At 67.3% G+C, this 22,345-nt stretch carries 22 protein-coding genes; 14 read left to right on the forward strand and 8 right to left on the reverse strand.

All coding sequences use genetic code 11. The annotated features are described in order from the left end of the window. Positions 1-2: 2 nt before the first annotated feature. From IEY68_RS17960 to IEY68_RS17970, 3 genes are read right to left on the reverse strand one after another with little or no spacing between them, the layout of a single operon-like run. Positions 3-338 carry a hypothetical protein gene (locus tag IEY68_RS17960; protein WP_058853546.1) on the reverse strand — a complete coding sequence of 112 codons (336 nt, stop codon included), beginning with the start codon at positions 336-338 and terminating at the stop codon, positions 3-5. Further along, positions 328-1,590 (reverse strand): aromatic ring-hydroxylating oxygenase subunit alpha, encoded by a 1,263-nt coding sequence (locus IEY68_RS17965; RefSeq protein ID WP_058853547.1) that lies wholly within the window; start codon positions 1,588-1,590, stop codon positions 328-330. The genes IEY68_RS17960 and IEY68_RS17965 overlap by 11 nt, the downstream gene beginning before the upstream one ends. Positions 1,591-1,594: 4 nt before the next feature. Next, positions 1,595-2,125: a carboxymuconolactone decarboxylase family protein gene (locus IEY68_RS17970; RefSeq protein WP_058853548.1), complete on the reverse strand. Its 531-nt coding sequence runs from the start codon at positions 2,123-2,125 to the stop codon at positions 1,595-1,597. Between the two features lie 342 nt (positions 2,126-2,467). On the opposite strand from IEY68_RS17970, the gene IEY68_RS17975 reads away from it, so the two are divergent. The 12 genes from IEY68_RS17975 to IEY68_RS18030 all read left to right on the forward strand — a co-directional run bounded on the left by IEY68_RS17975 (position 2,468) and on the right by IEY68_RS18030 (position 14,892). Beyond that, complete coding sequence (locus IEY68_RS17975; RefSeq protein ID WP_058853549.1) at positions 2,468-3,841, forward strand: ABC transporter substrate-binding protein; 1,374 nt, start codon at positions 2,468-2,470, stop codon at positions 3,839-3,841. A 6-nt stretch (positions 3,842-3,847) separates the two neighbouring features. Next, complete coding sequence (locus IEY68_RS17980) at positions 3,848-5,974, forward strand: branched-chain amino acid ABC transporter permease (RefSeq protein ID WP_058853550.1); 2,127 nt, start codon at positions 3,848-3,850, stop codon at positions 5,972-5,974. Beyond that, a complete protein-coding gene (locus tag IEY68_RS17985) occupies positions 5,952-6,665 on the forward strand; it encodes an ABC transporter ATP-binding protein (protein ID WP_058853551.1) in 714 nt (237 codons plus the stop codon). Before IEY68_RS17980 ends, IEY68_RS17985 begins: the two co-directional genes overlap by 23 nt. Continuing rightward, positions 6,662-7,369 carry an ABC transporter ATP-binding protein gene (locus tag IEY68_RS17990; RefSeq protein WP_058853552.1) on the forward strand — a complete coding sequence of 236 codons (708 nt, stop codon included), beginning with the start codon at positions 6,662-6,664 and terminating at the stop codon, positions 7,367-7,369. The genes IEY68_RS17985 and IEY68_RS17990 overlap by 4 nt, the downstream gene beginning before the upstream one ends. Further along, a complete protein-coding gene (locus IEY68_RS17995; RefSeq protein WP_058853553.1) occupies positions 7,366-7,743 on the forward strand; it encodes a hypothetical protein in 378 nt (125 codons plus the stop codon). Before IEY68_RS17990 ends, IEY68_RS17995 begins: the two co-directional genes overlap by 4 nt. 100 nt (positions 7,744-7,843) lie before the next feature. Then, positions 7,844-9,010: an acyl-CoA dehydrogenase family protein gene (locus IEY68_RS18000; RefSeq protein WP_058853754.1), complete on the forward strand. Its 1,167-nt coding sequence runs from the start codon at positions 7,844-7,846 to the stop codon at positions 9,008-9,010. Beyond that, the gene (locus IEY68_RS18005; RefSeq protein ID WP_058853554.1) at positions 9,010-9,777 is read left to right on the forward strand and encodes an SDR family NAD(P)-dependent oxidoreductase; all 768 of its coding nucleotides are present in this window, start codon (positions 9,010-9,012) and stop codon (positions 9,775-9,777) included. The genes IEY68_RS18000 and IEY68_RS18005 overlap by 1 nt, the downstream gene beginning before the upstream one ends. Further along, a complete protein-coding gene (locus IEY68_RS18010; protein ID WP_058853555.1) occupies positions 9,777-11,009 on the forward strand; it encodes a CaiB/BaiF CoA transferase family protein in 1,233 nt (410 codons plus the stop codon). Before IEY68_RS18005 ends, IEY68_RS18010 begins: the two co-directional genes overlap by 1 nt. Further along, positions 11,006-11,848: an enoyl-CoA hydratase/isomerase family protein gene (locus IEY68_RS18015; RefSeq protein WP_229718851.1), complete on the forward strand. Its 843-nt coding sequence runs from the start codon at positions 11,006-11,008 to the stop codon at positions 11,846-11,848. Before IEY68_RS18010 ends, IEY68_RS18015 begins: the two co-directional genes overlap by 4 nt. Beyond that, a complete protein-coding gene (locus tag IEY68_RS18020; protein WP_058853556.1) occupies positions 11,849-13,012 on the forward strand; it encodes a thiolase family protein in 1,164 nt (387 codons plus the stop codon). It begins immediately after the preceding gene. 7 nt (positions 13,013-13,019) lie between these two features. Next, a complete protein-coding gene (locus tag IEY68_RS18025) occupies positions 13,020-14,168 on the forward strand; it encodes an acyl-CoA dehydrogenase family protein (RefSeq protein ID WP_058853557.1) in 1,149 nt (382 codons plus the stop codon). Positions 14,169-14,262: 94 nt separating this feature from the next. Beyond that, positions 14,263-14,892 carry a hypothetical protein gene (locus IEY68_RS18030; RefSeq protein WP_058853558.1) on the forward strand — a complete coding sequence of 210 codons (630 nt, stop codon included), beginning with the start codon at positions 14,263-14,265 and terminating at the stop codon, positions 14,890-14,892. A gap of 143 nt (positions 14,893-15,035) precedes the next feature. Here the strand turns inward: IEY68_RS18030 and IEY68_RS18035 are convergent, their stop codons facing one another. The 5 genes from IEY68_RS18035 to IEY68_RS18055 form a co-directional block, all read right to left on the reverse strand. After that, on the reverse strand, positions 15,036-15,896 hold the full coding sequence (locus IEY68_RS18035; protein ID WP_058853559.1) for a TIGR03619 family F420-dependent LLM class oxidoreductase: 861 nt from the start codon (positions 15,894-15,896) through the stop codon (positions 15,036-15,038). A 251-nt stretch (positions 15,897-16,147) separates the two neighbouring features. After that, positions 16,148-17,116 carry an NADPH:quinone oxidoreductase family protein gene (locus tag IEY68_RS18040; RefSeq protein ID WP_058853756.1) on the reverse strand — a complete coding sequence of 323 codons (969 nt, stop codon included), beginning with the start codon at positions 17,114-17,116 and terminating at the stop codon, positions 16,148-16,150. 5 nt (positions 17,117-17,121) lie between these two features. Next, positions 17,122-17,898: an enoyl-CoA hydratase-related protein gene (locus IEY68_RS18045; protein WP_058853560.1), complete on the reverse strand. Its 777-nt coding sequence runs from the start codon at positions 17,896-17,898 to the stop codon at positions 17,122-17,124. Beyond that, positions 17,895-18,887 (reverse strand): phosphotransferase family protein, encoded by a 993-nt coding sequence (locus tag IEY68_RS18050; RefSeq protein ID WP_058853757.1) that lies wholly within the window; start codon positions 18,885-18,887, stop codon positions 17,895-17,897. The genes IEY68_RS18045 and IEY68_RS18050 overlap by 4 nt, the downstream gene beginning before the upstream one ends. 26 nt (positions 18,888-18,913) lie before the next feature. Then, positions 18,914-20,215 carry an acyl-CoA dehydrogenase family protein gene (locus tag IEY68_RS18055; RefSeq protein WP_058853561.1) on the reverse strand — a complete coding sequence of 434 codons (1,302 nt, stop codon included), beginning with the start codon at positions 20,213-20,215 and terminating at the stop codon, positions 18,914-18,916. A 36-nt stretch (positions 20,216-20,251) separates the two neighbouring features. Here IEY68_RS18055 and IEY68_RS18060 point away from each other — a divergent pair, with 36 nt between their 5' ends. Both IEY68_RS18060 and IEY68_RS18065 read left to right on the forward strand, forming a co-directional pair. Next, on the forward strand, positions 20,252-20,911 hold the full coding sequence (locus tag IEY68_RS18060) for a TetR/AcrR family transcriptional regulator (protein WP_058853758.1): 660 nt from the start codon (positions 20,252-20,254) through the stop codon (positions 20,909-20,911). 87 nt (positions 20,912-20,998) lie between these two features. After that, positions 20,999-22,228, forward strand: a complete 1,230-nt coding sequence (locus tag IEY68_RS18065; protein WP_082681159.1) for an acyl-CoA dehydrogenase family protein — start codon at positions 20,999-21,001, stop codon at positions 22,226-22,228. The last annotated feature ends 117 nt before the right edge of the window (positions 22,229-22,345 follow it).

Genomic DNA, 22,345 nt, shown 5'->3' on the forward strand with positions numbered 1-22,345 from the left:
GGTCACACCACCGGCTCCCGCACGATATCGAGGTAGGCCGCGCCGCTGTCGGGTACCCGTGGCTGCTTCCAGACCTCGACCGGGAACGAGGCCATCACCAGCGACTGCATCAGATGGAACAGATTGCGGGCATCGTCGGGCAGATCGTCGAGGTCGAACCGGTCGCAGTAGGCGATGGCATCCTCGAGCCGCGCCATACCCGCGTCGTAGAAATCCTGCATCTCCGGCATCGTGGAGGCAAGCCGTTTGGCGTAGCGCTCGGGTTCGGTGGGCAGGATCCAGTCCTCGAACCGGGCCAGATCGGCGAATTCGGCAGGCAGTTTCGACTCAGTTGCCATTGCGGTACTCCTCGACTTTCTTCTGGGCGGTCTTGTGCAGGTGGCGCAGCAGGATCTCCTGGTCGTTGAGCGGGAAATCGGTGACGGTGCGGGTCGCGATCATCGTCTGGGTGGCTTCGAGGGTGTTGGCGTCCTGCAACGCGTATTCCTTGAAGGTCACCCCGGCCAGTTCCTGGGCCAGGCGTTCCCGGGCATTTTTCGCGGGCACGAAGTACAGATCGGCTTCGAAGATGTGCTTGTTCACCGCGGTCGGCCAGTAGTGGTAGGTGAGATACCAGCCCGGTGCCCAGAACAGCAGTGAGAAGTTGGGCCAGATCTCGAATTCGTCCACGCCCCAGGCTTTGTGGCCGCTGGGGTTGATGCCCACGGGCAACGGGTCCAGACCCTCGATATCGGGCCGGTCCCACGGGCCGAACAGACCGCTGCGCAGGATGCGCTCGATCGGCTTGACCATGTTCAGATCCTTGGGCGGCGCCATTCCACCCCACGACGAGATCATCGAATGAGGCGGCTGGAGGTCGTAGTGCAGCGCCTCGTATCCGTAGCCGGCGAGCTTGTCCGCTTCGTCCTTGACCGCCTGCTTCATATGCAGGATCGGCGCGTGATAGAACTCGGCGAAGGCGTCGATGAACAACTTCCAGTTGCTACCGACCTCGGCCTTGTAACTGAAGACCTCGGTCATCTCGTGGAAGGGATAGCCCTCCAGGCCCTTGATCATCGGGCCGAGGAAGGTGGTCAGCGGCTCGGCGTCCTGATCGAGGTTGACGAAGACGAAGCCCTCCCACACCTCGCAACGCACATCCTTGAGGCCGTAGTCGGCGCGGTCGAGGCCGAAGAATTCCTTCTCCTGCTGGACGAAGGTCAGCTCGCCCTCGAGGCTGTAGCGCCAGGCGTGGTACTTGCAGGTGAACTGTTTGCAGAAGCCCGAGGTCTCCTCGTTGGGGAAATCGTCCCAGACCAGCTTGTTGCCGCGGTGGCGGCAGACGTTGTGATAGGCGTGGATCTGGTCGTCGTTACCGCGGACGATGATCAGCGAGGTACCCGCGGAGGGAAGTTCCTTGGTGAAGTAGCTGCCCTTGCGGGGCAGCCGCTCCACCCGGCCGACATTGAGCCAGGTGCGCTTGAAGATGGCGTTGCGCTCGTCCTCGTAGAACTGGGGATCGATCGAATCGCTGTAGTCGACCGGTTCGGTGCCCAGGTCCGGGTAATGCTCGGTCCAGCTACCCGCTGCCGGTTTGTTGAAGTGTGCCAAGGGATTACCTCTCGTACTCGGATCGGACGCCGAAGGTGTTGAAGGCTGCGGCGAGCGTGTTGTAGGTGCCGATGGTGAAGATCAGGTCCATCCGCTGGTGTTCGTCGAGCTGCCCGCACAGCGCGTCCCAGGTGGCATCGGACAGATTCGATTTCTCGTCGAGTTCGTCGACCGCCCGCAGGATCAGCGCGTCGAGCGCGTCGGTGGCCTCGCCCCGGCGGACCGCCTCGATCTCGGACTCGGTGATCCCCTCGGCGAGGGCGGCTTCCCGGTGGTGGTTCCACTCGTAGACGCAGTCACGGCGGTGCGCGACCCGCAGGATCGCGAGTTCACGCAGTCGGGCCGGCAGCGACGACCGGAACAGCAGGTGGACGTTCAGGGTCAGGAACGCCTCGGTGAGCGCCGGATGCCGGACCAGTGTCGACAGGGCGTTGCTCGCCGATTCCGGATTACGCATCCGGCGCGGCAGCATCACCCGGAGCGCGGCGTCGACTTCGTCGTCCCACTCGTCGGCGGGCAGCGGCGGTACACGCATCGCGCCTCCTCTCGATGAGAATGGTATTCTCGCTTTCGGATAACAGGTTTCCATGCGGCGGCCTGTTAGTCAACGCGAAGGTCTATGGACAGGTCGCGGGTGCTGTGGGGCGGGCGAGGACGTTGTGGCTTGTCTGTCCTGGACGAAGAGTCGTGGCGGCCGGGGTGCCCGAAAAACAGGATATTGATTCTCGATAAGTGAGAAGCTAGTTTTCATTCACCGAGAGCTACGGATACGGCCCGGCCGGACCGGGAAGTTTCGCCGCGAGCTCGGTGCGCGGGCGGATCCGTACCGCCCGATCACGATCGGCCGGCCGATGGGGCCGGCGCAGAAAGGACCGTCGTGAGACCGAAGCGAATAGCCGCAGGCCTGATCGCCGTGGCATTGCTCGCCACCGTCGGCTGTGGGGGCCGTACCGGAACCGAAACGGAGAATGCCTCCGAAGCCGATTCGGTGGTCGCCGATTTCGGTGACCTCACCGGTGTATGCCAGGACGGGGACGCCTCGGGTTCACCGACCCAGGGCGTCACCGACACCGAGATCACCATCGGTGTCTTCTCCGATGTCGGCTACTCGAAGAATCCCGAATTCATCGATGCCGCGAAGGTGTTCACCTCGTGGTGCAACGCCGCGGGCGGGATCAACGGCCGCACCCTCACCACGCAGACCCACGATTCCAAGGTGATGGCGGTCCGCCAGAAGATGGTGGAGGCCTGCCGGACCGATTTCGCGCTGGTCGGCGGTGGTGCCGGGCTGGACGGCCTCGGCACGAAGGAACGCCTCGAATGCACCCTGCCCGATATCCCGGCGCAGGTCTCGCAGCAGCCCAACCTGGGCACCGATCTGCAGGTGATCCCCTCACCCAGCACCTACGCCCACTACGACCCCTACAACGCGTTCCGGCAGTGGCTGACCAAAGAGGCCTATCCGCAATCGGCCGGTGCGGTCGGCATCATCAACGGCGACTCCCCGGTCACCAAGGTCCTCGGTGACAAGGCCGTCGAATCGCTGAACGCGATGGGCGCCGAGGTCATCTACAACGAGCTGTACCCGGTGGGCGGGGTGACCGACTGGACGCCCTACGCGCAGGCCATCAAGAACAGCGGAGTCCGCGGGTTGGTCTGGTACGGCGAGGACGGGCCGCTGACCAAGCTCGAGGAGAAGCTGACCTCGATGGACTACAAGCTCGACTGGATCGATCCGAACAACAACGCCTTCAAACCCGACTATGTCGACCTGCTCGGTCGCTCGGCGAGTTTCCAGAACAATCTGGTCGACCTGGGCGGGGTGGTGCCGCCGCAGCTGGCCGATCAGTCCCCGGCGATGCAGCAACTGCAGGATCTGTACGAGGAGTACGCGCCGGACGCGGTGATCACCCTCCCGGCGGTGCGCGCCTTCTCCGCCTGGCTGCTGTTCGCGAAGGCCGCGAGCAGCTGCGGTGCCGAACTGACCCGGACCTGCCTGGTGACAGCCGCCCAGAAGGAAACCGAGTGGGCCGGTGGTGGGCTGCACAGCCCGAACGATCTGTCGAACCGGGATGCTCCGCCGACCTGCTTCAATGTCATGCAGGCCACGCCGGAGGGCTGGAAGGCTCCGGATTTCGCCGCCGACAACGGCCTGTTCCGGTGTAACACCCCGCCCTACCGCTATACCGGCAACTACGGCGAGCCGCTGACGCTCGCCGATGTCGGCAAGACCATGGCCGACGTCGAGTAAACGGTCATGGATCAATTCCTCGCCTTCGGGATCGTCGGGCTGAGCACCGCGGCCGTCTATGCCGTGATCGGCAGCGGCCTGGTGCTCACCCATACGACCACCGGGATCTTCAACTTCGCGCACGGCGCCGCCGGCATGATGGCTGCCTTCTCCTACTGGCAGCTCACCGCCGGGTGGGGTGTACCGGTACCGATCGCGCTGGCGATCGTGCTGATCGTGCTCGCCCCACTCTCCGGCCTACTCGTGGAGCGGGCGCTACGGGCGGTGCAGGGACTCGGCGACGCCGAGAAACTGGTGATGACGGTCGCCCTGCTGAGCGGGCTCATCGCCCTCGCCCGCTGGATCTGGAACCCCATGCAGGCCCGGACGCTGCCGACCTTCTTCCCCGACGCCGAACCCATCCGGCTCGGTGCGGCGACGGTCACCTGGCATCAGGCGCTCACCATGCTGGTGGCCGTCGCGGTGGCCGTGGCACTGCGGGTGCTGCTGTTCAACACTCGCACCGGCGCGGAAATGCGCGCCACCGTCGACGACCGGGCACTGGCCGGGCTCACCGGCGCGGACCCGGTCCGGGCCAACCGGGTCGCCTGGATCCTGGGTATCGAGTTGGCGGCGGTGGGCGGCATTCTCATCGCCCCGACTGTTTCGCTGGACGCCGCGACGCTGTCGCTGCTGATCGTCAGCGCCTACACGGCGGCGATCTTCGGCCGGCTGCGGAGCCTGCCGATGACCTTCCTCGGGGCGGTCGTGGTCGGCCTGATGGAGAGCTATCTGACCGGATACCTGCCGCAGAACGAATACCTGCCGGGGCTCCGGCTGGCCGCGCCGGCGCTGCTGCTACTGGCCGCGCTGCTGCTGTTCCCGCACGGCCGGCTGCGCGGTCGCGACCGCAAACTCAGTCCGGTACCGACGCCGTCGCGCAGTGGTGCGGTGTTCTTCGCCGTGGTGATCGTGGTGCTCGGTCTGATGGTCGCCACCACGCTCGGGGAAAGCGATCTCATCGCCTACGGCCCGATGTTCGCCTTCGGTGTCATCGCGCTGTCGTTCGTACCGTTGTCCGGTTACGCGGGGCAGATATCGCTGGCCCAGTTGAGTATGGCCGGGATCGGGGCGGTGGCCTACGCGCATCTTGCCCCGGACGGGCAATGGTGGGGTCTGGTCGGGGCGGTGGTCATCGCGGCGATCGCGGGGGCACTGGTCGCGGTACCGGCGCTGCGGCTGTCGGGTGTGTACCTCGCCTTGGGTACAGCGGCTTTCGCGGTGATCCTGGACCGGTGGATCTTCACCCTGCCCGCCTTCGAGGTGGCGGGTGTGCGGATCTCGTTCTTCGACCAGGGATCGGTCGAAGTGGCCGGGCTGAGCTTTTTCGGGCTGAAACTCGAAGAGGCCGAACAGATCACCGTTTTCGCGGCGATATGCCTGGCGGTGGCCACCCTCGGTGTCGCGGCCCTGCGCCGCGGCCGGTTCGGGCGGCGGCTGATCGCCCTGCGCGACAGCGAGGCCGCCTACGCGACTCTCGGTGGGAATCTGCTGTTCGCGAAGGTCGCGGTGTTCGCGCTCAGCGCGGGTACGGCCGGGCTCGGCGGCGCCCTCTTCGGGATGCAGATGGGTTCGGTGACACCCGAACAGTTCAATTTCGTCGCCGGTATGCCGATCTTCCTGGTGGCGGTGTTCGCCGGACTCGGCGCGCTGGGCAACGGCCTGTTCGTCGGTGTCGCGCTGTACGGGCCGCTGCTGGCTGTTCCGGTGCTCTTCCCGTCGACCGAGAACCTGATCCACGTGATCCCCGCGCTGGCCGGTATCGCCTTCGGCGGCGGCGTGGTCAGTCACGGTGCCGTGGCACGGATGCGGGAGGGTTTCGAGGCGGCAATTCGCAACCGGGTGGCGCTGGCGGCCATGGTCGGTGTCCCGGTGGTGCTGTGGGTGCTGCGGCTGGCCGGTGCGATCGACGGCTGGATCCTGTTCTGGGGCTCGGTGATCGGTGTCTTCGCGGTCCGGATCTGGGCGGACAACCGCGCACGGCGGGCCGTCGCGGGTGAACCGGATATCCCGGTCGAGTGGTGGGGTGTGAAACGGCCCTGGCGGTCTTCGGACAAGGAGGAGCTGGAACATGCCATCGCTGCTGCGGGTTAGCGATATCACGGTCACCTTCGGCGGCCGCCGGGCCCTCGACGGCGCCGGGCTCACTGCCGAAGCGGGCCGGGTCACCGGTCTGATCGGGCCCAACGGGGCCGGGAAGAGCACGCTGTTCGACGTGATCTGCGGTCTGCGGCGACCCGCCGCGGGCCGGGTCCGGTTGGGCGAGCGCGATATCACCCGGATGGCCCCGGCGCGCCGGGCCCGGCACGGCATGGCCCGGACCTTTCAGCGGCTCGAATTGTTCGGCAGGCTGTCGGTCCGCGACAACCTGCTGGTCGCGGCCGAACTGGGTCCGTACCGTCGGAAAGCGAAGAAGATCGCCGACGAGATCATCGACCGGCTCGAACTGGGTGACCGCGCCGGCGATCTCGCCGACGCACTGCCCACCGGTCTGGCCCGGCTGGTGGAAGTGGGCCGGGCGCTCGCCGTCCGGCCCACCCTGCTGCTGCTCGACGAACCCGCTGCAGGCCAGGACAGTACCGAAACCGATCGGTTCGCCGATCTGCTCCGCTCGGTCGCCGCCGACGGTACCGCCGTGGTGCTGGTGGAACACGATATGGGCCTGGTGATGAGCGTCTGTGATCACATGTACGTGCTCGACCTCGGAAAGGTGATCGCCGACGGCCCACCCGAGGTGATCCGCGCCGACGAACAGGTGCTCGCCGCATACCTGGGGGCCGCATGAGCACCCTGCTGGAACTGCGCGGGATCCGGGCCGCCTACGGGGCGATCACCGTACTGCACGGTGTCGAACTGAGTGTGCGGGCGGGCGAAGTGGTGGCGCTGCTCGGACCGAACGGCGCCGGTAAGACCACCACACTGTCGGTCGCCGCCGGGGTTCATCCGGTGGCGGACGGTGAACTACGGCTGGGCAACCGGACGGTCAACGGTGTCGACCCCCGCGACCTCGCGCGGGCGGGGGTCTGCCTGATCCCAGAGGGCCGGGGTATCTTCCCCAACCTCACCGTGCGCGACAACCTGCTCATGATGACCTTCACCGGCAGGCCCCGGGCGCAGATCGAGGAGATCGCGTTCTCCCGGTTCCCGATCCTGGCCCAGCGGGCCGATCAGACGGCGGGCACCCTCTCCGGCGGTGAGCAGCAGATGCTGGCGCTGGCACGGGGACTGGCCACCGATCCGGCCGTGCTCATGCTGGACGAATTGTCCATGGGATTGGCGCCGCTGGTGGTGGGCCGGCTCTACGAGCAGGTGGCCGAGATCGCCCGGCAGGGGGTCGCGGTGCTGATCGTCGAACAGTTCGCCGCCGCGGTACTGGATATCGCCGACTCCGCCGCGGTGCTGGTACGCGGCCGGGTCGAACATCAGGGCCCACCCGATTCCGGGCTCCGCAACGAATTGGCCACTCTCTATCTAGGAAGTCCAACATGACCGAATCAACACGCGCGGACCGTTTCACCGCCGAACTCGCGGAGCTGAAGATCCCCGATCCCGCGGCCGGCCACGGCGCGCTGTGGCTGCGCACAGGGGTCGTGCTACTGGTGCTCGGTCCGGTGATGGCGCTGCTGGCCTATCTGATGTCGCACAACACCTCCGACGCATTGGTGCAGCGTGACGCGCTGATCATCGCATTGGGCGGGGTCGCGCTGAGCATCGTGGGCGCGGCACTGTTCCTGCGCTATTCGCTGACCGGCGTGCTGCGCTACTGGATGGCCCGGCAGTCCTACGACCTGGCCCAGCTGGCCGATCGCCTGTCCGGCGGTGCGCCGCGAGAGTACGGGGAGGTGGGTGTTCCACAGCGGTGAAGCCGGTGTCGACGCGCCGCCCGGCCCGGCAGGTGGTGCCGTGGCCGCGTGATCCGGCCGGTCGCGGCGACGACGAGAGGGAGTTGATGTGTCCGACGGTATGAGTTTCGAGCTGACCGAGGATCAGCGGCTGATCCGGGATTCGGTGGCCGAACTGACCCGCAAATTCGACGATCAATACTGGATGGAGAAAGACCGGGACCACGAATTCCCCACTGAGTTCTATCGCGCCGTCGCCGACGGCGGCTGGCTGGGCATCTGCATTCCCGAGGAGTACGGCGGGCACGGTATGGGGATCACCGAGGCCTCGATCCTGGCCGAGCAGGTGTCTCGGTCGGGCGGCGGGATGAACGCCGCCACCTCGATCCATATGTCCATCTTCGGTATGCAACCGGTGATCGTGCACGGTTCGGCCGAACTCAAACAACGCACCCTGCCGCGGGTCGCCCAGGGTGATCTGCACGTGTGCTTCGGTGTCACCGAACCGGGCGCGGGCCTGGACACCAGCCGGATCACCACCTTCGCCCGCCGCGACGGCGACCACTATGTGGTCAACGGTCGTAAGGTGTGGATCTCCAAAGCGCTGGAGTCGGAGAAGATCCTGCTGCTCACCCGCACCAGCAAATACGACGAGGTCGAGAAGAAGACCAGTGGTATGACGCTGTTCCTGACCGATCTCGATCGCGATCACGTCGATATCCGGCCCATTCCGAAGATGGGCCGCAACGCCGTCTCCTCCAATGAACTCTTCATCGACGATCTGCGGATCCCGGTGGAGGATCGGGTGGGGGAGGAGGGCCGCGGATTCGAGTACCTGCTCGACGGGCTGAACCCCGAGCGGATGCTCATCGCGGCCGAAGCGCTCGGACTGGGGCGGGTCGCGCTGGATCGTGCGGTCCGCTACGCCTGTGAACGCGAGGTGTTCGGGCGGCCGATCGGCAAGAACCAGGGCATCCAGTTCCCGCTGGCCGATTCACTGGCCCGGCTGGACGCGGCCGAACTCGTGCTGCGCAAAGCGACCTGGTTGTACGACCAGGGCAAACCCAGTGGCCGCGAGGCCAACACCGCCAAGTATCTGTGTGCGGAAGCAGGTTTCGAGGCCGCGGACCGGGCGATGCAGACGCACGGCGGGATGGGCTATTCGGAGGAGTACCACATTTCGCGGTATTTCCGGGAGTCACGAGTGATGCGGATCGCGCCGATCAGTCAGGAAATGATCCTCAACTATCTGGGGTCGCACGTATTGGGAATGCCGAGGAGTTACTGATGGCAGCGAAGAACGGTTTGTTCGATCTGACCGGGCGGACCGCCCTGGTCACCGGTGCGGCCGGCGGTATCGGTTCGGCGGTGGCCCGCGCACTCGCGGCGCAGGGGGCGGCGGTGCTGGTCACCGACCTCGACGGCGGCGCCGCTACGGCGGTCGCCGAGAAGATCACCGCGGACGGCGGGACCGCACAGGCGAGCGCGCTGAATGTCGCTGATCCGGAATCTGCGGTGGCCGCCGCGCGGCAGGCGGCCGAATTGGGCGGCGGGACAGTCAATATCGTGGTGAACAATGCCGGGATCACCGCCCCGGCGATGTTCGCGAAAACCACTCCGGAGTCCATGCGCAAAATCTTCGATGTGCATGTGCTGGGTACCTTCAACTGCAGTCAGGCCGCGCTGCCGTATCTGGCCACCGACGGCACCGGGCGCATCATCAATGTGACCTCGTCGGCCGGGTTGACCGGTACTCTCGGCCAGGTGAACTACTCCGCCGCGAAGGCGGGAATCATCGGCATCACCAAATCGCTGGCCCGGGAACTGGCCCGCAAGAACATCCTGGTGAATGCGCTGGCGCCGCTGGCGGCGACCTCGATGACCGAAACCATCCGCACCGATGAGAAATTCGCCGAACAGATGCTCAACCGTATTCCGTTGCGCCGCTGGGCCGAACCCGACGAGGTGGCCGGGGCGTTCGTCTTCCTGGCCTCCGACGCCGCGTCCTTCGTGACGGGACAGGTGCTGCCGGTCGACGGCGGCATGGTGATGTGATGACCGCGTCGGGTCCACTGGCCGGAGTGCTCGTGGTGGCCTTGGAACAGGCGGTGTCGGCGCCCATGTGCACCCGCACCCTCGCCGATTTCGGTGCCCGGGTGATCAAGGTGGAGAACCCGGCCGGTGGTGATTTCGCGCGCCACTACGACGATGTGGTGGCGGGGCAGGCGGCCCATTTCGTCTGGGTCAACCGCGGTAAGGAATCGCTGACACTGGACCTGAAATCCGAGGCGGGCCTGGCCGTTCTGCACGAGCTGCTGGGCCGCGCCGATGTGCTGGTATCGAATCTGGCGCCCGGGGCGACGGCGCGACTCGGCCTGGCTCCCGCCGACCTGGCCGAGCGTCATCCACGGTTGATCGCCCTGGAGATAGACGGGTTCGGCGCGGGTGGCCCGCTATCGCACAAACGTGCCTACGACCTGCTCGTCCAGGCGGAGTCCGGGGTCTGCTCGGTGACCGGGCGGCCGGGGGAGCCGGCCAAACCGGGTCCGGCGGTGGCGGATGTGACCACGGGGCTGTACGCGGCATTGTCGATTCTGGCGAAATTGTGCGGCCGCTACCGCGATACGGGAACCGACGGTGGTGCGATCAGCATCAGCTTGTTCGACACCATGGCCGAGATGATGGGTTATCACTTGAACTACACCCGTCATTCGGGTGTCGAGCAGCAGCCGCTCGGGATGAGCTCGCCCGCGGTGGCACCGTACGGCGCCTATGCCACCGGGGACGGGCAGACCGTGGTGCTCGGCACCACCAACGACCGGGAATGGCAGCGGCTGGCCCGGGAGATCCTGGGCCGATCGGACCTGGCCGCGGACGATCGATTCCGGACCAATTCCGACCGGGTGCGCAACCGCGAGTTGCTGGACGAGGCCATCGGCGGCTGGTGCGCCCGGCATACGCTCGCCGAGGTGCAGAAGGTCGCCGACGACGCCGGAATCGGCAACTCGCGGTACAACACCGCCGCGGAGCTGATCGATCATCCACAGCTGGCGGCCCGGGACCGCTGGCGCGAGGTGGACAGCCCCGGCGGACCGATACCCGCCCTGTTACCGCCTGCCGTGGTCAGCGGTTTCGATCCGCCCATGGGGGCGGTTCCGGGGCTGGGCGAGCACACCGATGCTGTACTGCGGGAACTGGGCCGGTCGACCGCGGAGATCGCCGACTTGCGCGCCGGTTCGGTGATCGGGCCCGAATACCACGCTGCGGTGTCCGGGGAGCGCCGGTGAGTACCGGGGATACGAACGGCGAGCCGGTGGCCGCCGGACCCGAACTGCTCGTCGCCGACCGGGCCGGGGTGCGGACCGTGACCCTGAATCGCCCGCACCGCCGGAACGCGATGACGTGGGCGATGTGGCGGGAACTGGCGGATATCCTGCGTGAAACCGGCGACGACCGGTCCCTCCGCGCGCTGGTGCTGACCGGCGCCGGCGGGGCGTTCTGTTCGGGCGCCGATATCTCGGTACCCGATGCCCGGCATCCGATGGACAAGCTGCGTATCTTCACCGACCTCGCTCTCCAGTTGCACGACCTGCCGGTACCCACCGTCGCCAAGGTGACCGGAGTGGCTGTCGGTGCGGGCTGGAATCTCGCGCTGGGTTGCGATCTCGTGGTGGCCACCCCGGCGGCGACCTTCGCGCAGATCTTCGCGCGCCGCGGTCTGTCGGTGGATCTCGGCGGGTCGTGGTTGTTGCCGAAACTGGTCGGGCTGCAACAGGCCAAACGCCTGGCGCTGCTGGCCGAAACCATCGATGCCGAACGTGCCGAAGCGCTCGGATTGGTCACCTGGGTGATCGCCTCCGATGAGATAGACGCGTTCACCGAGGATCTCGCGGCGCGGCTCGCGGCCGGGCCGCCGGTGGCGCTGGCACAGACGAAAGCGTTGCTGAACGAGGGCGCCGATCTGACATTACGAGAAGCCCTGGCCGGTGAGGCCCGGGCGCAGGGAGTCAATTTCGCCACCGCCGACGCGCCGGAGGCGTACGCGGCCTTCGCCGGGAAGCGCACGCCGCGGTTCACCGGCGCCTGGTCACTGCCTCCGGCCGGCGGCGAGAAAGGGAACGGGTAGATGCGGGAAGCAGTGATCGCCGGAGCAGTACGCACACCGGTCGGTAAACGTAAGGGCGGGCTGTCGAGTGTGCACGCCGCGGATCTGTCCGCGGTGGTGCTGCGGGCGCTCGCCGAACGCACCGGCGTGGACCCGGCGCTGGTCGACGATGTGGTGTGGGGCTGTGTCTCGCAGGTGGGGGACCAGTCGAGCAATATCGGGCGCTACGCGGTGCTCGCCGCCGGCTGGCCCGAATCCATCCCCGGGACAACAGTGAACCGGGCCTGCGGCTCGAGTCAGCAGGCACTGGATTTCGCGGCGCAGGCGGTGCTGTCGGGTCAACAGGATCTGGTAGTGGCCGGCGGCGTGGAGGTGATGAGCCGGGTCCCGCTGGGCGCGGCCCGCGCGACCGGGCAGCCGTACGGTCCCGCGGTGCTGGCACGGTACGACGATTTCTCTTTCAACCAGGGAATCTCGGCCGAACTCATCGCCCGGAAATGGGGTTTCACCCGCACTGCGCTCGACGAGTACTCCGCGCGATCGCATGAGCTGGCGGCGGTCGCTCAGGACCGGGGCGCGTTCGACGCTCAGATCGTCGCGGTCGACGCGCCCGCCGGCGATACCACCGACGGTGGCAAGGTCACCGCGGACGAAGGTATCCGGCGCGGTACCACCGCCGAGAAGCTGGCGAAGCTGACACCGGCGTTCCAGGACGACGGTGTCATCCACGCCGGTAATTCCTCGCAGATCTCCGACGGCGCCGCGGCTCTCCTGGTCACCACACCCGAGAAGGCCGCCGAACTCGGCCTGACCCCGCTTGTACGTTATCGCGCGGGCGCGGTGGCGGGAGCCGATCCCGTCCTCATGCTCACCGGGCCGATCCCGGCCACCGGGAAGGTGCTGCGCAAGGCGGGGCTCACGGTGGCCGATATCGGGGTGTTCGAGGTGAACGAGGCATTCGCGCCGGTCCCGCTCGCCTGGCTCGCCGAAACCGGCGCCGACCCGGATTCGCTCAACCCGCTCGGCGGTGCCATCGCGCTCGGGCATCCGCTGGGTGGTTCGGGTGCGGTGCTCATGACCAGGATGATCCACCACATGCGGGACAACGGGATCCGCTTCGGTCTGCAAACCATGTGCGAGGGCGGCGGCACCGCGAATGCCACCGTCGTCGAACTCGTCTCCTAGGAAGAATATGCGTCGCGATCTGTTCACTCCCGACCACGAAGCGTTCCGCGATCTGGCGCGCGAGTTCATCGACAAGGAAGTGGTGCGCCAGTATCCCGACTGGGAGAAACAGGGGCAGATGCCACGCGAGGTGTTCCGGCGGCTCGGTGAACTGGGCCTGCTCGGCACCGCGATTCCGGAAGAGTACGGCGGGATGGGGGTGCGCGACTATCGGTACAACGTGGTGTTGCAGGAGGAGGCGCAGCGGGCCCTGGTGACACTCAGTACCGTCCGCACCCAGTTGGACGTGATCCTGCCGTACTTCCTCGAGTACGCCGATGCCGCGCAGCGGCAACGCTGGTTCCCCGGTCTCGCCGACGGAACGCTGCTCACCGCCGTCGCCATGACCGAGCCGGGCACCGGCTCCGATCTCGCCGGGATCCGTACCACCGCCGTCCGCGACGGTGAGGACTATGTGCTCAACGGCGCGAAAACCTTCATCACCGGTGGCCTGCTCGCCGATCTCGTGGTCGTGGTGGCCCGGACCGCCACCGATCCGGACAATCGGCGGGCCGGGCTGACGCTCCTGGTGGTGGAGGACGGTATGCCGGGCTTCGAGCGCGGACGCGTCCTGGACAAGATGGGGTGCAAGGTGCAGGACACGGTGGAACTGTCGTTCACCGATGTGCGGGTACCGGTCGCCAACCGCCTGGGCGAGGAGGGCGCCGCCTTCGGCTATCTCGGCCACAACCTGCCCCAGGAGCGGATGACCGTCGCGGTGGGGTCGGTGGCCCAGGCCCGCGCGGCGCTGCACGCCACGATCGACTACGTGAAGGAACGCAAAGCCTTCGGTACGCCGGTGGCCTCGTTCCAGAACACCAAATTCGAACTCGCCGCGATCTCCGCCGAGGTCGAGGCTGCGCAGACCATGGTGGACCGGGCCGTCCGAGATCTGGTCGACGGCGAACTCTCCGGTGCCGATGCCGCCCGGGTCAAACTGTTCGCCACCGAGACCCAGGCCCGGGTCGTGGATCGATGCCTCCAATTGTTCGGCGGCTACGGCTACATGATGGAGTATCCGATCGCCCGGCTCTACACCGATGCCCGGGTGGCGCGTATCTACGCGGGGACCAGTGAGGTCATGAAAGTTATTATTGCCAAGGATCTCGGTTTGTGATGTACGGCATAGTTGATAATTCGATGAGATGTAGGTCACAGAGCGCTGTTCGACCCTACTGTTTCAGCAGTTGGTTTATCGAACGGAGTACCCGGTGATCGGTTCACGGGATGAACACAGTCCGGCTGATTGTTTTGCGGACGGCGAAACCGTGGTCGGCCCGGGTCTACGTCCGGTCGACATCATGCGCGCCCATGCCCGGCGGCATCCGCTCCGGCACCGGCTGGCGATCGTCGCGCCGAATACCGTGGACGCGGTGCGGTACGCGGGCGGTTTCATCTTCGACCGCATGACGGCCGGCTGGGAAGTGGTCGCCGTACTCACCGAACACGACGATGTGCGCCCGCTCGAGATCCTCGGTGCGACCGTTCTCGACCTCACCACCGCCATGGCCTCCCCGGTGCACGACACCTGGCCGGAGAGTGTGCTGCTGGCACCGGACGTGTTCGTCTCCAACGAATGGGTCCGCAAGGGTGCCATCGACTGTCTCGACAACGGCCTCGCCGAACTCGCCGTCTGGGGCGACGATCTGCCCGCCGAACTCGCCTGCCGGGTCTGGTCGGCGCATCATCGGCTGAGCTCGGCCGCCCAGGCGTTCAAACGATGCGCCCTCGGTGCGGCCGGGGTGCCGGAGCAGGCGCGTGCGGATATCGAGGTCTTCCACAGCGGTGAGGTGCTGCTGGCGGACCTGCGCGGTCGGCAGGCCCTGGTCCGCGCGGTCTGACCACGGCACGGCGATCGGCCCGCTCGACAAATCGATAGGCCGGGTCCGTCGACCCGCCGTAGCCTCGCGCGATGACGAAAGAACGCCGTGCGAAACTGCGGAGCCGGTGCGATATGAGTGTGCCGACACCCGTGCGATGCCTGTCAGGAACCTCCGCTGAGGAAGCGCTGGGCGAACTCCGACAGTTCGTCCTGCTGTTCGGCCGGATCGGTGGCCGTGGCGCTGACCACCACCCGGGTCACCCCCTGCGCCGCGAAAGCCGCCAGGCGTTCTTCGGTCATATCCAGTCCGCTCCAGCGGGTGTATTCGAGGCGATCGGGATCGCGCCCGGCTTCGGCGGCGGTCGACCGGACCAGTTCCCATTGGGCCGCGCGTTCGTCCGGGAGCAGTGCCCCGCCCGCGAAGTAACCGTCGCCCCGGAGTCCGGCCCGGCGGGCGGCGGCCGCGCTCGAACCACCGATATGGATGGGCAGTGTGGTGGCCCCGAAGGGCTTGGGGAACTGGACCAGATCGTCGAATTCGAAGAACTCGCCGTGATAGCTCACCCCGTCTGCGCCACCCGCCCAGAGCAGCCGCAGCACATCGATGGCCTCGTCGGTCCGGCGTCCCCGGGTGCGGAAATCCACCCCGGTCGCGGCGGCCTCGGCCGCAAGTGTGCCCAGGCCCACCGACAGCAGCCGCATCCGGCCCTTGGACAGGTTGTCGATCGTCGCCAGCTGTTTGGCCAGCACGACCGGATGCCGGTAGGGCAGTAGGAGGACCCCGGTGCCCAGCAGGAGGCGGTCGGTGACCGCGGCGACGAAGGCCAGTGTTTCGAGCGGGTCGGCGAAGGGGAGATCGGGCGGCACCTCGAAGTTGTGCAGCGTCGCTCCCGGATACAGCACCAGATGCTCGGGCAGATAAAGCCCTTCGAATCCGCAGGCCTCCGCGTGCCGGGCGTAGGCGGCGAGGCGATCCGGGTCGAACTCGAAATGGGCGGTGCTGTAGCTGACTGCGAACTTCATCGTGCTCCTCTGGTGGCGACGGCATGCCGGGCACCTCATCGGTTCGTGCCGCGACGGTTGCCGTGCAGGCGGCCTCGGCGAAGGGAACTCGCGCCGGGTCGGCGGAATTCCCGAGAGTGCCGCAGTGTGGGTGGGTTGTCCGGCAGCCGGAAGGTGCCGGATACCGGCACGGGGGTGTCGGGCACCGGAAACGCAGTGGTCCAGCACCGACCTCACCGAGCCCGCCCGGGCATGAGCACGGTCCGAACCGATCAGGTGTTCAGGTCGATGAGCACTTTGCCGACGGCCGCACCCGCGGCGAGCATCTCGAGGGCTCGGGCGGCATCCTCGAGTGGGAAGACAGCGCCGATATGCGGCGCTACGCGGCCCTCGGCGAGCAACCCGGTCAGTTCTTTCTCGTTGCGTTCGAATTCGCCCGGCTCGATATCGCGGAACTGGAATCCCAGGATCCGAACTCCCTTGACCAGGACCAGATTGAGCGGGATACGGGGCACGAGCCCGGAGGCGTAGCCGATGGTCACGAAACGGCCGCCGCGCCCCAGCGCGCGCAGGGCCGGTTCGGACAGGTCGCCGCCGACGGGATCCAGGACGGCCGCCGCGCCATCGGGTACCGCCTCGCGCAGTGCCGCGCGGAGCTCCGTTCCGCGATAGTCGATCAGCCGGCTCGCACCAAGGGCGGCCGCGGCGGCCAGTTTCACGGAGGTGGACGCGACCGCGATCACCTCGGCGCCGAGGACCGCACCCAGCTGCACTGCCGCCAGCCCGACTCCGCCGCCCGCGCCGAGCACGATCACCGTATCGCCGCTCCCGACCCGGGCCACCGAGCGAAGCGCGTGGTACGCGGTACGGTAGGCGACACCGAAGGCGGCCGCGGTGCGGTCGTCCACCTGTTCCGGGATCGGTGTCAGGTTCGCGGCCGGAACGACGATCTCGTCCGCGAACGCGCCGAACAGGCCGGTACCGGAAACCCGGTCCCCGATCGCGAATCCCACGCAGTCGGCCCCCAGTTCGGTGATGTGGCCGGCGAATTCGCTGCCCGGTACGAACGGCGGCGGGACGGTGATCTGGTATCGCCCGGCGATCAACAGGACATCCGGGAAGTTGGCCGCGGCCGCCCGCACCCGGACCCGGACCTGCCCGTCACCGGGCCGGGGGAGCGGCCGGTGTTCGATCCGCAGTACCTCCGGCGTCCCGTATTCGGGGCAGACCACCGCCCGCACGGTGGTCATTTCCCTTGCCACACCGGATCGCGCTTCTCCATGAACGCCAGCGCGCCCTCCTTGGCGTCCGCGCTGGCGAAGACCACACCCTGCCAGTGCCGCAGCCGTTCGGCGGCCCTCTCCGGGTCGGTCACCGAGAGGCGCACCAGCTCCTTGCAGGCGGCGACTCCGAGTGGTCCGTTGGCGGCGATCCGTTCCGCGAAGGCGAGCGCGGTGTCGAGTACCTGACCCGCCGGGACCACCGCGTTGATCAAACCGATCTCGTAACCGCGCGCGGCGGAGAAGAATTCACCGGTCAGCGTCAGTTGCAGGGCGATACCGAGGGGGACGCGTTCGGCGATATAGGTGCCCCCTCCTCCCGGGAAGAGCCCGCGCTGAACCTCCGGAAGCCCGAATTTCGCGGTATCGGCGGCGACGATCAGATCGCAGCCCAGTAGCAGTTCCAAACCGCCACCGACCGCGGTGCCGTTGGCGGCGCCGACCACCGGGACCTCGACCGCTCCCCGGGTGAGGCGCTGAAAGGCCCGGTTCTCCGGCGTATCGCTGAATCCGACGTCCTCGCCGCCGGAGAACGCCCGCAGATCCATCCCGGCGCAGAAGGCGCGATCCCCGGCGGCGGTGAGTACCAGGGCCCGGGTGCCGGAATCCTGTTCGGCTTCCAGGACGGTGGCGCCGATACCGGCTATCAGGCTGCCGTTGAGCGCGTTGCGCGCCTGCGGGCGGTTCAGCGTCAGCACGGTGACCGGACCGTGGCGGTCCACCAGGAATTCTTCATCACTCATGAGCGGTACTCCGTCGTCTCGGTGAGTTCGGCGGCCGCGCGCATGAGTTCGGGCACGATCGGGCCGAAGGATTGCAGCTTCACATCGTCGCCCGCGCGCTGGAAACCCTGTTCCAGCACGATCGCGAGTTTCCATTTGGCGAGGACGAGGTAGTAGTCGAGATCGTCGACCTGCCGTCCGGAGACCTGCGCGTAGTGCGCGACGATCTGGTCGCGGGAGGGCATACCGCGCATATCCACGTATCCGGATTCGGCGGCCTCGGGGGCGGAGGTGTCCGCCGGCCAGCTCTGCACCATCCACGCCAGATCCAGTTTCGGATCGCCGACGGTACCCATCTCCCAGTCGACGATGGCGGCCAGCCGGGCGGGATCGCCGGCGCGGTACATGACATTGGCGAACTGGTAGTCGCCGTGCATGAGCCCGGGGCGGTAGTCCAGCGGGCGGTGCTCGCGCAGCCAGCGGGTGGCGGTGTCCATACCGTCGAGCTCGCGGCCCTTGATCCGTTCGAAGAAGCCGGTCCATCGGGCGACCTGCCGTTCGTGGAAACCGTCCGGCCGCCCCAGATCCTGCAGGCCCCGGGCCCGCCAATCCACCTTGGACAGCAGTGCTATTCCCTCGGCGAGCTGATAGGCCAGACCGGCACGGGCGGTGAGGTCGGTATCGAACGGTGCCGGCCAGACCCGGCGGTGATCCATCGGGGACCAGCCGTCCACGAACCCCATCAGGTAGAAGGTGCGGCCGAGCACCGAGGTGTCGGTACAGACGGCCACCGCGTCGGTGTGCGGAACATCGGTGCCGTCCAGCGCCTCGATGATCCGCCACTCCCGCAGGATGCCGCTGTCCCGATCCGCCGGCGCCCCGGCCGGTGGTATCCGCAGCACACTGCGATGCTCCCCTCGGGTGATCTCGTAGATCTCGTTCTGCGTGCCGCCCGAGAGGAACCGGGTCTGCAGCGGTTCGCCCTTGCCGGGTAACCCGGCTTCGTCCATCCAGTGCGCCAGCGGCGCGAAGTCGATCACAGGTTCCCCACTTCGTTCTCCAGGTAGCCGGCGTATTTGGCGCGCGCCGCCTCGAGTTTGCGCGGTATCCATTCCGTGGGCCACAGATCGTCACTGGGGCGGTGGTCGCGCAGTACCTGTTTGGCGACGGTCATCTTGTGCACCTCGGTGGGTCCGTCGGCCAGGCCCATCACCCCGGCGCCGTGGATCATGGTGAAGAACGGCAGTTCGTTGGTGGTGCCGAGCGCACCGTGCACCTGCATGGCGCGCCAGGCGATATCGTGCAGCACGGTCGGCATCACGACCTTCACGGCGGCGATATCCTTGCGGACCTTCTTGTAGTCGTTGTACTTGTCGATCTCCCAGGCCGTGTACAGCACCAGCAACCGGAACTGTTTCAGCTGGGCGTAGGAGTCGGCGATATAACCCTGGACGAACTGTTTGTCGGAGAGGCGGCTGCCGGCGGTCTCCCGGCTGAGCGCGCGTTCGCACATCATGTCGAGGGCCTTCTGCGCGAGCCCGATGGTGCGCATGGCGTGATGGATCCGGCCGCCGCCGAGCCGGGTCTGCGCGATGACGAACGCCTGGCCGGCGTCGCCGAGCAGGGCTTCGGCGGGTACCCGGACATCGTCGTAGTGGATGAGCGCGTGTGAGCCGTCGTTCAGCGGTTCCCCGGCCAGGCCGATATTGCGTTCGATGCGGATCCCGGGGGTGTCGGCCGGGACCAGGAACATCGACATGCCCTGGTAGGGGCTCACATCCGGGTCCGTCACCGCCATCACGATGAGGAACGCGGCGGTGCGGGCATTGGAGGAGAAGAACTTCCAGCCGCTGATCACCCAGTCGCCGCCGTCGCGTACGGCACGGGTGCGGAACAGGGTGGGATCGGCGCCGGCCTGCGGTTCGGTCATCGAATAGCAGGAGAAGAGTTCACCGTTCAGTAGTGGCCGCAGGTATTTCTCCTGCTGGGCCGCGGTGCCGTAGTGCGCGATGATCTCGGCATTGCCGGTATCGGGGGCCTGGCAGCCGAAGACGACGGGCGCCCAGGAACTGCGGCCCAGAATCTCGTTGAGCAGCGCCAATTTCAGCTGCCCGTAGCCCTGTCCGCCGAGGTCCGGGCCCAGGTGGGTCGCCCACAGGCCTTGTTCGCGTACCCGCTGTTTGAGTGGGTCGACGACTGCCCGCCGGGCGCCCTCCAACGGCGCGAATTGTTCGTGCGGCCAGACGAGATCGAGTGGTTCGACCTCCTCGCGTACGAACGCGTCGGCCCAGTCCAGCTTTGCCTGGAACTCGGGTTCGGTATCGAAATCCCATGCCATTTGCGCCTCCTCTCTCGTGATGAGAATATACTTCTTGTGAACAAGAATGCAATTCTTCCGGAGTCGGAGCTGGTCGGCCGGATCGCCCGGCAGGCGGTGGCCGAGCGGGAGGCCGAATATGCCGGTGAGATCCGCCGGCTGCTGGACGCCGCGCTGGAGCAGGTGCGGCGATGCGGCACGAGCACGCGTCCTCGGGTGGCCGATATCGTCGTCGCCGCCGGGTTGTCCAACGATGCGTTCTATCGGCATTTCCGGTCGAAGGACGCGCTGATGGCGGCGGTGCTCGCCGACGGTGCGGAGCGCTTGACGCGGTATGTCGCGCACCGGATGTCGAAGGAGGCGCAACCGCAGGCGCGGGTCCGCAGCTGGGTGGCCGCGATCCTGGCCCAGGCCGAACCGGCTCTCGCCGCCGACACCAGGGCCGTGCTGTGTCATACCGGTGCGCTGGGCGCGGATCTGGTGACCGGTCGGTTCGGGTCGGCTCCGCAGCGGTTGGCGGTGCTGCTGCATGCGCCGTTCGCCGAACTGGGAGTGTCGGATCCGGAGTTCACCGCCGGCCTTCTCGCCTACGCGACGGTGGGGAAGCTGTCGGAATACCTGTGGTCGGATACCGAGCCCGATGCCGCGGAGGTGACGCGGCTGGGCGACTTCTGTCTCGGCGCGGCGGCGGCCGCGACGCCGGATCGGTCCGGATGAGATGCGGCGGAATGGTGCGAATGGAACGGGTGCGCGCCAAACCAGTAAACATTGCAATCCTTATTAGGATTGAAGTAGGGTGCGCCCATGGACTTCACGATGGGTGCGACCGCCGCGAAGCTCCGCGGCGAGCTACGCCGATTGATCACCGACGAGGTCCCCGCCGATTATCTCGGCGCCTTCACCGACGATCCCGCGGATCTGGCCGTCGCGCAGCGTTTCTGCGCGACCCTCGCCGAACGCGGTCTGCTCTGCCTGGCCTGGCCCGAGGAATTCGGCGGCCGCGGCGCCTCGATCTGGGAGCAGACCGTGGTCCGTGAGGAGATGTGGGCGCGACACGAACCGCGCGGTGCCCAGTACATGGGTGTCAACTGGGTGGGGCCGACCATCATGCGGCACGGCACCCCGGAACAGCAGCGCAAACATCTGCCCCCGATCGCGCGTGGCGAAGTCGTCTGGTGTCAGGGGTTCAGTGAACCCGAGGCCGGTTCCGACCTCGCCTCGCTGCGTACCACGGCCCGGCGCGACGGCGACGGCTGGTCTGTTTCGGGGCAGAAGATCTGGACTTCCTACGCGTCGATGGCGCAGTGGTGTTTCCTGCTCGCGCGCACCTCCAACGCCGGGCGCAAACAGCAGGGCCTCACCGTTTTCCTGCTCCCCATGTCGGATCCGGGAATCACGGTCCGGCCGATCCCCTCCATGCTGGGACCGCACCATCTCAACGAAGTCTTCTTCGACAATGTCCGCGCGACCGAGGCCGATGTACTGGGCGAAGTGGACCACGGCTGGTCGGTGGTGCAGGAGGTGCTGGCCTTCGAGCGTGTCGGGATCGCCCGCTACGCCCGCTGCGACCGGCTGCTGCACGCGGCACCCGAGGTGCTCGGCGAGATCTGGGACGAGATCCCCGCGACCCTGCGAGGACGCTGGGCGCGCATGCTCACCCGGTGCCGCCGCGCCCGGCTGCTCGCGTATCAGGTGCTGTCGCTGCAGAATTCGGGCACGGTCGCACCGGGCGATGCCGCCGCCTACCGCATCGCGGTGACCCGCCTGGACCAGGAGAGTGCCGAGGTTTTGGTGGAACTCGCGGCGGTGGTGCCCGGCGATTCGGCTACGCGCCGCCGGTTCCGGCGAGCCGTCCACGATCATTGGCGATACGCGAACGCCGCGACCGTCGCGTCCGGGAGTATCGAGGTGCAGCGCATTCTGCTCGCGCGCGAACTCCTGGCCGCCCCCCGGCCGGTGCGGGAGACGGCGGGATCCGCGCGAGCGGAGAAGTGGGGGACCCGGAATCTGCGACCCGGGCAGGTCGGGTCGTGAGCGGACCCGGTTCCGCGGCATCCAGAATCGGTGCGACCGTGGCGACGTCTGCGGGCGGCGGGGTCCGAATCACGAACGGGGAGCGGGCAGCCGCGGCGGCGCACAACCGCGGAGGTT

The organism is Nocardia jinanensis (assembly GCF_014645735.1).
Taxonomy (GTDB): Bacteria; Actinomycetota; Actinomycetes; order Mycobacteriales; family Mycobacteriaceae; genus Nocardia; species Nocardia jinanensis.

Bases quoted from the DNA above. Each gene is read 5' to 3' on its own strand.
- IEY68_RS17960 (WP_058853546.1), bottom strand. From the start codon at position 338: ATGGCAACTGAGTCGAAACTGCCTGCCGAATTCGCCGATCTGGCCCGG.
- IEY68_RS17970 (WP_058853548.1), bottom strand. From the start codon at position 2,125: ATGCGTGTACCGCCGCTGCCCGCCGACGAGTGGGACGACGAAGTCGAC.
- IEY68_RS17980 (WP_058853550.1), top strand. From the start codon at position 3,848: ATGGATCAATTCCTCGCCTTCGGGATCGTCGGGCTGAGCACCGCGGCC.
- IEY68_RS17985 (WP_058853551.1), top strand. From the start codon at position 5,952: ATGCCATCGCTGCTGCGGGTTAGCGATATCACGGTCACCTTCGGCGGC.
- IEY68_RS17990 (WP_058853552.1), top strand. From the start codon at position 6,662: ATGAGCACCCTGCTGGAACTGCGCGGGATCCGGGCCGCCTACGGGGCG.
- IEY68_RS17995 (WP_058853553.1), top strand. From the start codon at position 7,366: ATGACCGAATCAACACGCGCGGACCGTTTCACCGCCGAACTCGCGGAG.
- IEY68_RS18000 (WP_058853754.1), top strand. From the start codon at position 7,844: ATGAGTTTCGAGCTGACCGAGGATCAGCGGCTGATCCGGGATTCGGTG.
- IEY68_RS18005 (WP_058853554.1), top strand. From the start codon at position 9,010: ATGGCAGCGAAGAACGGTTTGTTCGATCTGACCGGGCGGACCGCCCTG.
- IEY68_RS18010 (WP_058853555.1), top strand. From the start codon at position 9,777: ATGACCGCGTCGGGTCCACTGGCCGGAGTGCTCGTGGTGGCCTTGGAA.
- IEY68_RS18020 (WP_058853556.1), top strand. From the start codon at position 11,849: ATGCGGGAAGCAGTGATCGCCGGAGCAGTACGCACACCGGTCGGTAAA.
- IEY68_RS18025 (WP_058853557.1), top strand. From the start codon at position 13,020: ATGCGTCGCGATCTGTTCACTCCCGACCACGAAGCGTTCCGCGATCTG.
- IEY68_RS18035 (WP_058853559.1), bottom strand. From the start codon at position 15,896: ATGAAGTTCGCAGTCAGCTACAGCACCGCCCATTTCGAGTTCGACCCG.
- IEY68_RS18045 (WP_058853560.1), bottom strand. From the start codon at position 17,898: ATGAGTGATGAAGAATTCCTGGTGGACCGCCACGGTCCGGTCACCGTG.
- IEY68_RS18050 (WP_058853757.1), bottom strand. From the start codon at position 18,887: ATGGACGAAGCCGGGTTACCCGGCAAGGGCGAACCGCTGCAGACCCGG.
- IEY68_RS18055 (WP_058853561.1), bottom strand. From the start codon at position 20,215: ATGGCATGGGATTTCGATACCGAACCCGAGTTCCAGGCAAAGCTGGAC.
- IEY68_RS18065 (WP_082681159.1), top strand. From the start codon at position 20,999: ATGGACTTCACGATGGGTGCGACCGCCGCGAAGCTCCGCGGCGAGCTA.